Origin of the sequence: Nocardia sp. alder85J (genome assembly GCF_020176955.2) — a bacterium.
Classification (GTDB): domain Bacteria; phylum Actinomycetota; class Actinomycetes; order Mycobacteriales; family Mycobacteriaceae; genus Nocardia.
In genome coordinates, this window is the sequence record NZ_JAIUCZ020000003.1 from 124,670 (window position 1) to 141,496 (window position 16,827).

Annotated in this window: 1 protein-coding gene (running past one end of the window); it reads right to left on the bottom strand. The window is 69.1% G+C overall.

What is annotated here, in order from left to right:
- Positions 1 to 16,827 carry the 3' end of a C2 family cysteine protease gene (locus tag LBW94_RS12060; RefSeq protein WP_266270695.1) on the bottom strand. Its footprint extends 18,621 nt past the window's final position, so 16,827 of the gene's 35,448 nt are visible here — the last part of the coding sequence; the start codon falls outside the window, past its right edge; it ends in the stop codon at positions 1 to 3.

Below are 16,827 nucleotides of genomic sequence, written 5' to 3' on the forward strand. Positions count from 1 at the left end.
TCAGGATCTGGTCCGTGGATCGAGCTCTGGGGTGGTAGTTCCGTACCGGAATGCGAGCCATCCGGCGTTGTTGAGCGCCGCCAGCCGAGCGACCGTCATTCCGACGATCGGCGTCCAGGTGACCTGGACGGTCGCCTCGGACGCGTGCACGGTGCCGCGGGTGAAGCTGTCGTGCATGGCCCGGGCGAACTCGCCGGCGGCCGGCCCCGCGGCCGGTCGGCAGGACATCAGCACGAAGGAGGCGTCCGGATCGGCCGCGAGCACCGCCAGCACCGCCGGATTGCGTTGCACGATCGCGGCATACGTGGCTCCGTCCACCAGCAGTGTGGTTCCCGTTCTCAGCCTGATCTGGAAACCACCGGGATTCGCGTGCGCGGAGACGAAGACCGGATTGCCGCCACGCGCGAAATCACCCTGCCAGGGCGCGTCGATCTGAGGTCCGGGGTCGGTGAGCCGGCCGAACAGCCCGGCTGCCGAACCGGGTTTCGTGGTCGAGACCTTGTCGTGGCCGGTGTCGGCGCCGGCCCAGCTCTCGACCAGCGCGACGTCGCGCGGGGCGTGCATGAACGTGACACCGAGCGCCTTGCCGCCGCCGTCGCGCAGCTCGTGACTCACCACGTCCTCGGGCCGGAATCGCACCCGCACACCCGCGACATCGGTTACCCGCAGGGCGCTGGGATCGTTGCGCAGCTTCCAGGAGTTCAGATAGGTTCGCCAGCCGGAGGATCGGATCTTCGCGGCGGGCGGCGCCGGGGTGGAGCGCTGCGCGTGCTCCGGCTGCGTTGCGGGGGCGGAATGTCCACGCTCGGTGTCGGCGGCGGCCCGCACGACCGGTCCGTTCGCGAAGGCCGTCGCGGTGTTCTGGTGCGGCACTGCCCCCCGAACCGTGCGCGCCGCATTCGCTCCGGCCGCCGGGCCGCCGGTCTCGTCCGGCGGCCGCCATTGCACGGCCCGGCCCCGGGTCGAGCTCGCGACGACGCGATCGGCCGATCTACCGGATTCGCTTCGCGGATACCGAGTGTCGTCGTTGCGCCTACGGGATCCATCCGGGCGGAAGGTGTCCCAGCCCGCGTTGAAGTCGGCGCCGGTGAGCCGGTAGACGTTGCCCGCCGGGTCCGTGAGGACGGTCGCGCCGACCTTGGCCCGCGAGGCATGAATCCTGCTGTTGGAGAAGTTGTTTCGCATCGCCCGCGCGAAATCTCTGGCGGCGTCGCCCGCGCCGGCCCGGCACGCCAGCAGGACGAACGAGCGCGGGTCCCCGGATCGCCGGGTCCCGGCGGCGACCGCGTCGCGGAACGGCCCTGTCTGCTCGACCACTCGTTGCAGGGTCGTACCGTCGACGTCGACTCTGGTCCCGTCGTGCAACCGGAGTTCGAACAGGTCCGGATCGGCGTGCACGCTGACGTAGACCGGGCTGACCCCGTCGCGGTAGTCCCCGGCCCACGGCGCCTCGACCGCCTCCACCCCGGGTCGCATCGGCCGTTCGAAGACATCCTGCTTGCGCTCACCCGGCTGGGTGCGGACCACCATGTCCTTCCAGTTGTCCGCGCGGGCCCACTGCTGGTCGAGTTCGATCTCGTCCTGCCGGTGCATGAACGTGACCCCGACCGCGACCCCGTCGGATCCGGTCAGCGGATTCGCCACGACTTCCGCCGCCTGGAAGTAGACCCGATGGCCCTGGCTGTCCCAGCCGTACAACCTGGGAGCGGCCGGCGCCGCGGGCTGGGATTCCGCACCGATCGTCCGGGCAGCCATGGCGGTCGCGGCGATCGGATCGCGGGTGCTCGCGGCTGATGTCGTCGGCCGACCGGTGACATCGGTTCCGGCGGCCGGCGCGGTGGTCTGCCCCGCGGCATCGGACCGAGCCGGAACACCTTGGGCCGCAGTCATTGTCACGGGCTTCAGACCGACGGGCCGGCCGCCGCGACGCAGCAGCCTGCGGCTCCAGGTCTGGTCCGCTCCGGCCGGGTAGCGCGTGTGGAACTCGATGCGCCGACCGGTGGTGGCCGAGAAGGAGGTCCAGCCGGCATTGTCCGCCGCGATGGTGGCCGCCTCGCTACGGCGCGACAGGTACGTCCGCGTGCCGACGTACACCACGGCCGACGACGCGTGAACCGTGTTGCCCGAGAAGGTGGCCCGGATCGCGGTGGCGAAATCCGGTGCCGCGCTGCCCATTGCGGGCTTGCACGACAACAGCACGAACGACTTGTGCGGATTCGACTGCAACGCCTCGCGCACTGCGGCCGTACCCGCCACGATCTTCGCGTAGTTGCGTCCGTCGACGACCAGCCGGCGACCCGACTTCAACTCCACCTGGAACTGGTTCGCGTCGGCGTGCGCGTCCAGGAAGATCGGGCCGCCCTTACCGTCGAGAAAGTCCGCCTGCCACGGTGCCGGCACGCTCTTCTTGCCCGGAACGGATCTGCCGAACCAGCCGTGGCGCGTCCTGACCACCGTGTCCTGCCCGCTGTTGGCCGCCGCCCATTTCTGCGCCATCGTGATATCGGCGGCCTCGTAGGTGAAGGTCACGCCGACGACGTCGCCGTGCCGGTTCCGCATCGTGGTGCTGAGCACCTCGTTCGCGCGGAAGTACACCGGGTCGCCGTCGCGGTCCTCGCCCTCGATGCGATCCGAGGCCGGAACGGTCTGCTGGGGGTCGGGAGTCGCCGGCTTCGTCGGGGAAACCGGTTGCCGCCCGGCGGTGGTCGAAGGCCGATCCTGCGGAGCCGATTGCTGCGCCTCGATGACCAGCGGTTTCTCTTCGGGAATTGTGTGCAGGCCCGGCACCGGCAATGCGCTGCCGGCGTCGCGCGACCGCACCGAGGTCAGGTGGGCCCGCCAGTTCGCGCCGAACGAGAGGCCGCCGGCGTTGCCACGAGTCCTCCACCGCGAGAACGATTCCGGGCCGCTCGACGAGGCCACGGCCGGGGCAACGGTGGTGCCGCCGGTATTCCGTGCCGCCGCTGCGTTCACCTGCGGCGTGGTGTTCCCCGGCGCGGCCTTCGCGACAGGCGGGTAGCGAGTGTCCTTGGCCTCGAACGAATTACCGTTCGGCGTGAAGGTATCCCACCCGGCATTGCCCTTGGCCGTGACCAACCGCGTCTCGATGTTCGGCCGCGCGGTATTCCACGAAACAGTTGTGTACACCGTCCCCTTGGACGCGTGCACCCGTATGTACGGGAAGTTCTCCGCCATGGTCTTCGTGAAGTCCCTGGCGGCGGTGCCTCGTGCGGGTTTACACGCGATCAGTGCCACCGTCCGCGTCGACCGCACCAACTCGTCCTGCTCGTCGTTCACCGCATCACGGAAATACTGCGAAGCCTGAACGATCTTCGCGAACGTCGCCCCCGACACCTCCACCGTCGACCCCGTGCGCAAACGGATCTCGAAGGTGTTCGGACCCGCATGCGACTGCACCAGCAGCGGTCCCTTCGCCGTGAGGTATTCGCCTGCCCACGGTGCGTCGACCAGTTCCTGCCCCTCCCGCAACGTCCCCGCCAGCACCCGCTGTGTCTTGTCGCCCTTGCGCGACCGGACGATCTTGTCGTTCCCCTCACCCGCCCGCGCCCACCGTTGCGCGGACGCGACCTCCCCCCGCTTGTGCGTGAACGTCAATCCCACCGGATTACCGCTGTTGTCGAACAACTGATGCGATACGACGTCCGCCGTGCCGAACTTCACCGGGATGCCGAGGAAGTTCTTGCCCACCATGGCGTTGTCGTCTTTGCGGAGCCGCCAGGAATTCAGGTAGGTCTTCCATCCGATATCCAGCGGCACATAGCCGGGAGTGTCGTGGGCGACGATGCTGCCGATCGACTTCGCGCCGCTGTCGGTGGCCTTCGCGGTGGTGGTGGCAGGCGTCCGCGTCGCGGCAGCGGTCTGCTTCGAGGTGGCGGCCACCGCGGGGTAGCGAGTGTCCTTGGCCTCGAACGAATTACCGTTCGGCGTGAACGTATCCCACCCGGCATTACCCTTCGCGGCGATCAATCGTGTCTCGATACCCGGCCGCGCGGTATTCCACGAAACATTCGTGGTCACCGTGCCCTTGGACGCATGCACCCGCAGGTACGGGAAATTCTGCGCCATCGTCGTCGTGAAATCACGAGCGGCGGCACCCCGAGCGGGTTTACACGCCACCAACGCCAGCGACCGCGTCGACCGCACCAACTCGTCCTGCTCGTCGTTCACCGCATCATGGAAATACTGTGACGCCTGAACGATCTTCGCGAACGTCGCCCCCGACACCTCGACGGTTGATCCTGTCCGCAGTCGAATCTCGAAAGTGTTCGGACCCGCGTGCGACTGCACGAACAGCGGCCCCTTCGCCCCGAGGTACTCCCCGGCCCACGGGGCGTCCACCACCTCCTGCCCCTCGTTCAACGTCCCCGCCAGGACACGGTCGACTTTCTGACCCGGCTGGGTGCGGACGACCTTGTCCTTGCCCTCACTCGCCCCGGCCCAGCGCTGGAACGACTGGACTTCGTCCTGCCTGTAGGCGAACGTCAGACCGATCGGGTTTCCGTCGGTCCCGTGCAGCGGATGCGTGATCACATCCTCGAACCGGAAATTGACCGGCAGACCCAGGAAATTCCTGCCCTGCAACGCATTCTGGTCCTTGCGCACCTGCCACGACCGCAGATACGTCTTCCAGCCCAGCGCCGCCGACACCGGGCCCGGATCGGCATGCGACATCGCCCGGCCCAGTATTGTGGAAGCGCCGCTGTCGGTGGCCTTCGCGGTCACGGTGCCGGGCGCCTGCTGCGTGGCGGTGCTCGCGGTCGCGGTCTGCTTCGACGTGGCGACCGCCGACGGGTAGCGAGTGCCTTTCGCCTCGAACGAATTACCGTTCGGCGTGAAGGTATCCCACCCGGCATTACCCTTCGCGGCGATCAATCGCTTGTCGATACCCGGCCGCGCGGTATTCCACGAGACATTCGTCGTGACCGTGCCCTTGGACGCATGCACCCGGATGTAGGGGAAGTTCTGCGCCATGGTTGTGGTGAAGTCCCGAGCAGCGGTACCTCGTGCGGGCTTGCACGCGACCAACGCCAGCGACCGCGTCGACCGCACCAGCTCGTCCTGCTCGTCGTTCACCGCATCGTGGAAATACTGCGACGCCTGCACCAACTTCGCGAACGTCGCACCGGACACTTCGACGGTCGTGCCGGTTCGCAACCGGATCTCGAAAGTGTTCGCGCCGGCATGGGACTGCACGAACAGCGGGCCCTTCGCGCCGAGGTACTCCCCGGCCCACGGGGCATCCACCACCTCTTGTCCCTCGTTCAGCGTCCCGGCCAGCACCCGGTCGACTTTCTGACCCGGCTGGGTACGGACGACCTTGTCCTTGCCCTCACTCGCCCGAGCCCAGCGCTGGAACGACTCGACCTCGTCCCGCTTGTGGGCGAACGTCAGACCGATCGGATTCCCGTCGGTCCCGTGCAGCGGATGCGTGATCACATCCTCGAACCGGAAATTGACCGGCACACCGAGGAAATTCTTGCCCTGCAAGGCATCACCGGCGTTGCGGGCCCGCCACGAGTTCAGATAGGTCTTCCACCCCAGCGTCGACGACACCGTGCTCGAGAGGCTGTGTGAGAGCGCCGGGCCGGTGCGGTGGGCGCCGCCCGCGCTCTTGGCCGCCGAGGCGCTCGAGCCCGCGATAGTCGCCGGCGCGGTGGCCGTGGCCGTCGGCTCCGCCCCGGCCGGATAACGCGTGTTCGGATTGCTCACGACGCGATCGGGCAGGAAGGACAGCCAGCCCTTGTTCCGCTCCGCGGCGATGGTGGCGATGATCCGGCCTCGGCGCCGCCGGGTACCGGCGGTCACGATGGCGGCGGAGGCGTGCACCGACTTGCCCGGGAATGCGCCGCGGATCGTCGTCACGAAATCGTCCGCGGCGATTCCCCGGGCCGGCTCGCAGGACAACAGCACGAAGGACCGGCCGGGATTCGACTGCAACGCCTCGCGGACCATACTGCTCTGCTGGACGAGCTTCGCATAGTTGCGGCCGTCGAGAATGATCCCGAAACCCGATTTCAACTTCAGATCGAATGTGTTCGCATAGGCGTGGGTGTCGAGGAAGATCGGCCCTTCGCCCCCGTCGGCGTAATCCTTGCTCCAGGGCGCGGAAACCTGGTCGCCCTTGACCCATTCACCCTTCTCGCCGCGGTACGTCCGGAATACCGTGTCGTGTCCGCTGTCGGCTTCCGCCCACCGTTTCATGAGGTCGATCGAGCCGGCGTCGTACATGAAGGACAGGCCCAGGAACTTGCCGTCCTTGCCGATCAACGGCCTGCCGACGACGTCTTCGGGCCGGAATCGGATCGGGAATCCCCAGAAGTCGTCGGTGGCCCGGATGGCCTCGGGGTCGTCGCGCAGCCGCCAGGCGTCCGCGAACGCCTTCCAGCGCGCTCCTTCCTTCGACAGGGCCGACGGCTTCCCGGCGGTGGTGTCGGTGACGATGGCCGGGACGGCCTCGGAATCCTTGCGCGGCCGCCACGAGTCCAGGACCGCCTGCCAGCGGGCGCCCTGCGTCGCCCACGACAGCGGCTTGGTGACCGTGATCTCCTCGGCGACCGACGACGAGTGCTGCGCGGTGGTCGTGGCCGCCGCCGGGCTCGCGGTGGCGGCCGTGGTCTTCGCGGTCGCCGCGGCCGGATAGCGCGTCCCCGGATTGTCGAGTGTGTTGCCGAACAGGTAGGAGGTCCAGCCCCTGTTCTTGTCCGCGGCGATGGTCGCCTCGGTGCGGCCGGATTTCAGCTGCCGCCAGCCGGTCCGCACGGTGGCGGGTGAGGCGTGGATCGTGTTGCCACCCGAGAACGCGTTGCGCATAGCCGCCGCGAAATCGGTTGCGGCCCTGCCCTTCCCCGGCTTACAGGACAGCAGGACGAAGGACTTGTACGGATTGGATCGCAGCGCCTCCGTCACCGCGGCGGTTTGTTCCACGAGTTTCGCGTAGGTACGCCCGTCGATCAGCAGGGTGGTGCCGGATTTCAGCCGGATCTCGAAGCCGTCGGCCTCGGCGTGCGCGTCGAGGAAGACCGGGCCGTCCCGGTCACCGAAGAAGTCCGTGTACCACGGCGCCGAGACCGCGTCGCCCCGGACGGAACGACCGAGCCAGCCGCGCCAGCCGGGCGCGCGCCGCGTCCGGTAGACCTTGTCGAGCCCGCCGTCGGCCGTCATCATCTTCTGCGCGAGGTCGACATCCTTGGCGGTGTGGGTGAACGTGACACCCACCACCGCGTTGTCCTTGTTCGTCAGCGCGTGGCTGACCACGTCCTCGGGCCGGAACCGCACCGGGATACCCGCGAAATTGGTGCCACTGAGCGTGCCGGAATCCCCGCGCAGCCGCCAGGAGTTCAGATACGACCGCCAGCCCACCGCCCGGGAGGCGGTGACGGATTCGACCACCTGCGAGTCGGATTCGGTGACCGGAGCGGCGGTGACCGAGGCGGTGTGGGTGACGACGGTCGGGTCGGTGGGGGTCGGCGCGACCGGCGCGGTGGTCGGCGTGGTCGCCGACGGCTCGGTCTCGGTGGACGAAACAGCTTGCGCCACAGTCGTGGCACGCACCGCGGTCGGCGCGACCCGCTCCTGCTCGACGAGTTCCTGGTCCGTGAATCGGGTGGCGGGGTGCTGTCTGCGTCTGTTGTTGTGGAAGGAAACCCACCCGGCGTTGTGGTGGGCGCCCAGGATGGCGTCCACGTCCGGCACATTGAATCCGCTGACGAGGCCCTCGGAGGCAAAGACCCGGGTGGTCGGGAAGGCGCCCCGGACGGTGCCGTAGAAATCCCCGGCCAGCGAGACCCGCGCACCCTGTGCGGACAAGCAGGACAGCAGCACGAACGACTTGTCGGTGCGGCCGTTGAGCGCGTCCTGGAAGGCCTGCGTGGTCTGGGCGATCGTCGCGTAGGTCTCACCGTCGACGAACACCTTGGCACCGGACTTCAGGTGCACCACGAAACCGTCGGGACCGGCGTGGGTGTCGAGGTACACCGGGCCGTGATAGCCCGGTGTGGTCTGCGGGCGCACATAGTCGAGCACCCACGGCGCCAGGACCAGATCGACCTCCGGCTCCAGTTTGCGCTCGGCCACCGCGAGCATGTCGTCGTCGCCCGGACGGGACCTCAGCACGCTGTCGTGTCCCGCCGGCGCCCTCGCCCAGTCCAGCATCCCGGCCAGCTCCTGGCCCTGCATGAACGTGACGCCGATGGTGCGACCGTCCTTGTCCACCAGCGCATTGCTGATCACATCGGCGGCGCTGAACCGGATCGGATCGCCGGTGGAGGCGGTTCCGTCGAGCAGACCGTCATCGGTGTCGGCCCGCGATCGGATCGAGGCGGCGGTCTCCGTCGCGGCGACCGGCTGCACGGCGGTGCCCGGCTCCGTGGTGGTCCGGCCGGTTCCGGTGCGCGACCGGCGGAATCGAATGGCGCGCAACGCGCCCTGCAAGATCCGCTTCCAGCGGCCCGCGCGGGTGGCACCGAATTCGGCCACCACCGGATCGGCCCCGGACTCGGTCTGCTCGAGCCCTTCCGCAGCCGCGGCGCGCACCTGGCGATCGAAGGTCGGTTCCGCGATCTCGTCGAGACCGAACAACGCCCGGGCTCCGGCGCCACTGACCGTGAGCCCGTTGAACTTCGGGAGATGTTCGAGGTCGACCGACAGCACGCCGTCGGGGTACTGGCGGATTCCGCCCATCGGCTGCACGGGTGTGGCGCCGGCCTCCCAGTGTGCCCGCCAGGGGTTGCGCAGGATCAGCGATACCGGATCGCCGTTGCCGTTGCGGGCGACCCCCAGGACGGCGAAACTGTGACCGCCCACCAGACCCGGGAATACGGAGGTGTTCTCGCGGCTGGACCCCCATCTCCGGGTGTCCAGCATCACCAGATCGCCACGGTTCAAAGCGAATTGCATGCGCTCGGCGGCCGCGCGCGACACCACCGGATCCGGCGCTCCGGTCCGCCACGAATCCTCGATGCCGACCTGCGCCACGAGCCGATCGATCTGTGCTGCCCAGCGGGTGCGCTGCTCGTCGGTGAGCTGCTTCTGCAAGAAGTTCCGGAACCCGTCGCCGATCGCCGGATTGTGCCACTTGATGGTGTCGAGGAACTCCCGCATCGCCGCGGCCGGTCCGGCCTGCTCGATCAGGATCTGCATCAGTTCGCCGTCCCCGGCGTCCGCGAGCGGATTGCGTTCCCGCATCACGTGGGCCTGGAGCGACCGTTCCCATTCGCTCTGTAGCGACCCGATCGTGCGGACGAATTCCTCGTCGCCGCCGATCAATTGGCGCAGGGAGTCCAGATCCAGGCGCATCGGATGCAGGAAGTAGGTGTCGCCGACGGTCCGCGCCGGCTGCGGGCGGTAGCTGCCCGGCAGCACATCCGGCATCATCGCCGCGGCGGCGATATCCGCGGTGCCGCCCTCGATTCCGACGTAGCCCTTGTCGATACCGGCGAAGACCGCGTACGCCTTCTCCAGCATCGCCGGCCACAGGACGCCGTTGCGAATCGCGACGTTGCGGGCAGCCCCGCCGGGGTTCAGGTAGAGGTCCTTGGTGACCCGGATCCAGACCTCGTTGCGATTCCGGTCGAAGAACCGCACCGCCACCGAATCACCCAGATCGCGCATCATCCCGGACAGCAGGCCCGGCGTGCGTGCCAGCTCGAGCATGTTGGAGATGAGGTAGCAGTCGCCCAGATAGCCTTGTGCGACATCGGTTTCCCGCGGGCCGTCGGCGCCCCACAACGGGGCGTCGATCTTCCGCAGTTCCGTCAGGCGGATGCCGGCCGTGCGCGCGGGCAACCGGCGCCACGCGGTGGCGGGATTCTTGTCGGCCGGGTCGCGGATCATGATCGTGTCCGGATCCAGGGTGCCGTCCCGGTTCTCCACCCGGCGCACGGCGACGTTGTCCCCGGCCGTCAGAGCCACCGGATTCCCGTCGGCGCCGTCGAACCAGATACCCGGCGTGGCCAGCAGATAGCTCGCCTTCGAGAACCAGCCCGCCGACACCTCCTCGACGAAGGCCCGGTCGACGACCGCCTTGCTCAGGAAGATCGGATCGTGGTCGCCGCGCTGCTCCACGGGCACCAGCCCGACGTACTCGCGGCCGTCGGCCGCGACGACCGGGGCCCCCGCGATGCGCCGCCAGCCGCTGCCGGAATCGATGCGGTGCGCGGCGCCGGATCGGTCGAGCACCACCATGCGATCGATCGCCACCGGCTCCTGGATCGCCGGTGCCACGTAGGGGTGCAGATCGTCGAAGGTGGTGCGTTGCGGCACCTGCTGATTCGCCGTGGCCGGGGCGACTGCGGCGGGCCGCACCGGTTCCACTGCGGCGGGCCGCACCGGTGCCACTGCGGCGGGCCGCACCGGTGCCACTTCCGCGGGCCGCACCGGTGTCGCCGCAGCCGCCTCGGCTTCGGCGCGATCGAAGAAGTCGGCGATCTCGTTGTCGTCCCACTGCGTACCGGTCGCGGGATCGTCGACGAACAAGCCCGGCGCCGCCGCCGGATTCAGCGCATCCTCGGACATACCCGCGAGATCCGCGAACTCCGGATCGGTGAGGGAACCGTCGCGCACCGCCCGCGCCCGCACCGCACGATCGAAGTTGTCGTCGAATACGTTGCGCGCGAACCAGTTCCGCAGCGTCTCGGATTCCGCATCGTCGGTCACGGCGGCCGTCCGCACGTTGCGGTCCAGGGTCGACGCGGCGACGAGGTCGAGGCCGAACAGTCCGCGAGCCCCGGAACCACTGACCGTCAGCCCATCGAATTTGCCGAGATGTTCCAGCCGTATGGTCAGCATGCCGTGCGCGTAGTGCCGGATTCCGGGCAGCGTAGTGGTCGCCGACACCCCGTGCTGCCAATGCCGGCGCCACGGATTCTGAAGTATCAGCTCCACCGGATTGCCGGCGCTGTCGCGGCGCACGCCGGTCACCGCATATCCGTGACCGCCGACCAGACCGGGGAACTCCTCGGTGTCCTCGGCGGTCCGCCCCCACTGACGAGTGCTCAGCGTGAGCAGATCCCCGCGGTCGAGAGCGTATTGGATGCGTTCGGCGATCGTCTGCGTCACAGCCGGGTCCGGTGTCCGGGTACGCCACGATTCGTCGGCGCCGGCGTGCGCGACCAATCGGGAGATCTCCGCGGACCAGCGGGTCTGCTGAGCCGAGGTCAGATGCCATTGCAGGAAACCCCGGAAGCCGGCCGACAGTGCCGGATTGTCCGGCCGCAGCTGCGTGAGGTAATCCTTCAGCGCCGCGTCCCTGTCGTAGTTGTGTCGCAGCAACAGATTCAGCAACAGCGTGGCGTCACCGAGTCTCGTGTACGGGCTCCGCTCCCGGACCGTGTGGTCGTGCAGGGCCTGTGTCCAGGTGTCCTGCAACGAGGCGATGACCGCCGCGAATTCGTCGTCGCTACCGATCAATCGCTGGATCGTGTCGGCATCCATCCGCATCGGGTGCAGGAGATAGGAATCGTCGACCGTGCGCGTCGGGCGCGGGCCGAAGCTGCCCGGCAGGAAATCCGGCATGATCGCCGCGGCCGCCCACTCCGTCTGCCCGCCGTGGATGCCGACGTAGCCCCGGTCCGGGCTGATGAACGCCGCGTACGCCTTCTCCAGGATCGCGGGCCACAGCACTCCGTCGCGGACCGCGGCGTTGCGCGCGACGCCGTTGCCGTTGGTGTACAGATGCTTGGACACCCGGACCCACTGCTCGGTGCGGTCCTTCTTGTAGAAGCGTACGGCCACCGAATCGCCGAGATCGCGCATCATGTCGGTGATCAGCTCGGGATGACGCCCCAGTACGAGCATGTTGGCGATCAGGTAGCAATCGCCCAGCGAGCCTTGCTGCACATCGGCCTCGGTCGGGCCGCCGGGCTTCCAGAGCGGAGCGGAGAAGGATTGCAGGTGTGGCATCGTGGGCCCGAACAACCCGCGCGGCAATTGCCGCCACCGGGGGTTCTCTAGCTCGCTGATCATGACCGTGCCGGTGTCGAGCGTTCCGTCGGGCAGCTCCACCGGCTTGACCAGCACCTTGTCATCGGCCTTGAACAGGGCGGGCCAGCCGTTCTCCTCGAACCCGAGACCGGCACCCGCGATCAGCTGCTCCGGCCCGGCGACGTTCTGCGCGGTCGTGAAGCCCATCGCGATCAGGATGTCGTTCACCCAGATCGGATCGGCGTCGGACTGCTGGTGGTACGGAACCAGTCCGACATAGAGGTCGTTGGTGGCGGGATCGATGACCGGCGCGGCGGCGATCCGCCGCCACCGGCTGCCGGTGTCGAATCGGTGGGGCACGCCGGTCCGGTCGGGCAGGACCAGCCGATCGGCGGGAACCTGTCCCGCGACGGGCAGGGCGGTGACCTTCGGCAGCTGCCTCAGGGTCGCCGTGTCGGGTGCGACCGGTAGCGCCGCCGGGGCCTGGGTCGTGGTCGCGGTGGTCTGCTGCGGCGTCGCGCCGGTGGCTTGCTGCGACGTCGCGCCGGTGGCCTGTGGCGACGTCGCGGCCTCCGCCTCCATCAGGTCGAAGAAGCCACCGATCTCGTTGTCGCCCCACTGCGTACCGGTCGCGGGGTCGTCGACGAGCAGACCCGGTCCCGCGACCGGATGCAGCACATCGTCGGACAGGCCCGCGAGTTCCACGTACTCCGGATCGGTGGCGCTGCCGTCGCGCACCGCCCGGCCCCGCACCGCACGATCGAAGGTGTCGTTGAACACGTTGCGCGCGAACAAACTCCACAGCCGGGCGTCCGCGGAGTCGAGTACCGGCGGTACCGGACGGGGCGCCTCGGCGGCGCGGGAACGCTGCCCGCCCCGGTTCCGTCCCGCGCCGCGGCGTACCGGGGTCCCCGGCAGCAACCCGCCGTCCGGCCGGGCGATCGGGTTCGCGGTCGTTCTCCGGCTCGGACCGGCGTCGACCACCCGGATCGCCGGCGCGGGGGCCGAATCGGCCTGCCGCGCAGCGCCGAACGCCGCTACCGCGTTGTTCAGCAGGCGGGTCCGCGCCGCCTGCGGCGTCTCGCCCGTGACCGAGGCGGCAGTCGCCCGGTGACCGAGCCACAGCACGGTGGCGGCCGCGGCGCGGGGATTCGATTGCATCGTCTGGACGTAATGATCCATGGCGGTGGACAATTCGTCCGACATCGACGCCGGCCGGGTGTCACCGGGCGCGGCCCGCCACACGATCGAATCCGCGGTGTCGACATCACCGATGCCCAGCACCACGCCACCACCTCCGCCGAACGCGTTCGGCTCCAGGCTCAGCAGATGGACCGGCGGCTGCGTACCGGTCCGGCCGGTGTTGAGGTACACCTCCAGCTCGGCGTCGTACACGGCGCCGAGTACGGCCGTCAGATTCGCCTTCCGCGCCACCTGCTGCCGCGACGGGTTGACGATCCCGTCCAGCCTGCGCAGCTCCGCATCGATGTACGCGCGATTGATCGTGTCCCGCACCGGGGCCGGAATGCCCTCGGCATTACGCAGTTCCGGGAAGTCGATCGCCAGGCGGCGCTGATACTCCGACGCCAGATCGGTGAATTGCAGGTTGTCCCACCAGGTTCGGCCGTGATCGCCCCACCACTTCGCGAGTTGCCCGGTGCGCGTGGTGGCATCGGTCAGGCAGCGGTCGGCCGCGGGGAACTCCGGCGGCACGATCCGATCCCGCGCCGACTTCGGCTCGGGATGCGCGAAGAGGGTCAGCGCGGCCGAGCGCCGCACCCGGTTCTGCCGCAACAGGTCCGCCCAGGCATCGACATCGCGCTGCCGGCCGGCGAGACCCTGGCGTTCCTGCGCGAGTTGTTGCCGCACAACAGGTGTGGTGGCGGTCCGCTCGCGCCTGCTCAGTACCGCGTCGTGCGCGACGATGATCCGGCGCAGGCGGGCCACCTCGGCCGTCTGCCGGGCATGCTCCCCGGCCCGCTCCCGCTGCGGCCCCCGGACACCGCCGCTGATCCGCTGTGGGTCGTAGCGACGCCGATGGAAATCCGGCGCCGGCCGCAGTCCGCGTCGGCGCAGCAGATCCAGGGCGAAATCGTTCATGTCGTCCCGCGGCGAGTAATGACCGCTGTGGTCGGACATGATGCGCAGCACACCGTCGTCCACGGCCAGATACCCGGCGGCCGTGACGGTCCGCCCGCCGAGGAACGACGAGTGGAATCGCGTCACGGTGGTGTCACCGGCGTACACGTTGCCGAATTCGTCCATGACGAATCGCGCGCCCCGGGTGTCGAACGGGGCGCCGTCGCGGGCCTGGTACAGCCGGCCGTCCGGCCCGACGAAGAGGCGGTGCTGCTCGCGCTCCGCCGGCGTCATGTAGTGGGTCGGCCCCTCGCCCCGGAATTCCAGGGCTTTCAGCTTCGCGGTATTCCTGTCCCACTGCCCCTTCGTCAGGCCGAGTTTCAGATTCGCGAGCACCCGCACGGGCCGGTTCTCACCGGCGTAACGCTGCCCGAGCACCGCGCCGTCGAGCAGCGGAATCGCCTGCGAGGCCAGCACCCGATCGAACGGGGCCGGAATCCGTTCGAGCGGAATCGATCCGGGCGCTCGTACCGCGGACGGCACGATCGGGCGAACCGCCGAGAACAGCGAACCATCCGCGTTCAGGCCGATCTCGTACTGCCCCGCCGCAGTGCGGTGAATCGCGACGGTGCCTCGCCGTTCGTGTTCGGTGACATGAATCGGCGCCCCCGACGCATCGTCCAGCACGATATTGGTGTCGAAGGCGCGGGCGGCCAGCACCAGCAGTTCGCGGTGGGTGAGATCGCTGCCCCGTACCGGATGGCCCTCGAAGTCGTGGCCCGGATCCAGCAGGTGGGTACGCGCGCGTTGCAGCCGGGTGGTGGTCTGGAGCCGGTAGCTCTGGTTGAACATGTCCTGGATCCGCTGCTCCAGATCCCTGTTCGCGGCCGCCCAGGCCGGATCCGCGGCGGCCCGGGCCAGATGATTGCGCCGCCGGACATGTTCGGCCGCCCACCGCGCGGCCTCCCGCTCGGAGATCATCGTCCGCTGATAGTGGCCGAGATTGTCCTGCAACTCCGCGGCGAGCAACCGCCGCACTTCCTGCGCGGAATCGAGGCCGAACATCCGCGCCAGCGTGGCGAACAGCGGATCGGCGGTGTCCCCCATCGGTTCCCAGGCCGCCGGACCGGATCGCCGGGCCGGTGCGTGCTGCGCGGGTGCGGCGGGCGCAGCCGGAGAGGTCGCGTGGTAGTGACCACCGCCGTAATCGATGCGGACCAGCACGACATCGGCGGCGGCGATGTCCTGTGCCGGGGTGGGCCACCGCTCGTCGACGATCGCGATCACCATGCCCTGCGATTCCGCGATCGCCCGGGGCAGCAGGTCGGCCAGATCGTTGTTGTAGACACCTTCGGTCCGCAGCAGGTTCAGTTCGCGGTCGAACATGCGCGAGCGGTTCTGCTCGGAGACGCCCAGCGGGTGGTAGAGGGCGAAGTAGGTCGCCCGGTTCGCCGCGATGTGGTCGAGGGCCTCGTCCCGAATCGTCAAGTGGTGCTTCGTACTTCTCGAAGCCACGACGAACGATTCGAACATGCAGTTGCCGGCGGCCGTAACCGGTGTCAGGGTCAGTCCCGCCGTGCGCAGCGCCGCCGCCTGCGCCTGGCTCGGGGCCCACCGGTAGCTGCGCAATTCGGCGAATGCGGCATCGAGGTCGGCCGCGCGCAGCACTTGGTCCAGCGCCGCGACGGCGGTCCGCGCAGTGTCCGCCGGCATCTGCGAGAGCGTGTCGCGCAGCGTCTGGATGTTGTCGCGACCCTGCAACCGGGCCAGTTCCAGCGGACCGGCGAACGCCCCGTCGAACAGGATCCGGGCGGCGTCCCGGAGTTGATCGGGCGCACCGGTGAGCGCCGGGCGGCCCGCCGCGTCCAGCACGACGGGCGTCGCGCCGGTCGTGGCGGCCGGGGTCACCTGTGCGTCACCGGCCGGAGTCACCCGCGCGTCGGCGAACGGCACGTTCCCCTTGTCGGTGACCCAGGCCATCGGCGTGAATGCCGCCACGATCGTGGGATCGATCGGTGCGCCGGTGTCCGTGGCGAACAGGCGCACGCCGAGCACATCCTCGGCGTAGTTCGCGATCGTGTCCGCGACCTCGACGTAGTCGGCCCGGTCGGGACCATTCGGATTCGCCGCGATCTCCGCCAGCTGATGAGCGAGATAGCGCGAGTTCGCCGGCGCGATCACCAAGCGGTCGTTCATCCGGCCGTGCAGGTACTGCCGATCGACCGCCCGGCGCACCTGCTCCGATCGGGGCAGCTCGCGATCCTGCCCTGTCGCCGGCCCGTCGAAGAGCATCGGCGCGAACACCGGCACATCGTCCACGTGCATGGTCATCGGCCGGACATCGGCCAACCGCACGCCCCCGGGCCCCAGGGCCGGATCGGCGAACACCCCGCCACGGGTCAGCAGCACCGCATTGCGCCTGATCTCCGCGGCGAGTCCGGTCTTCCCAGATCCCAGGCTCGCGTCGTAGGCGGCCACCAGCCGCGGGTCGCCCACCGCCGCGACGACGTCTCGCGCATCGTCACGCACGACGAATCTGTGCGCGAAAGCGGCCATGTCGGGATCAGCGGCCAACTGGTCCCGAAGCCGATCGTTGCCGGCGTCGGTCCACAGCGTGAACGTCCAATCGGTGGTACCGGCGGACCGTATCCAGGCCTTGATGTTGGCCAGGGCCGCCGGTGTCAGCCCCCCGCCGGGCACCTCGAAATTCATCTCCCGCGTCACCGGGCGCACCCGGTTCAGGTCCGCGGCGCGCAGGTTCGGAATCAGGTTCGCGGTCATCAGATCGCGCACCCGGCGCAGGCCGTC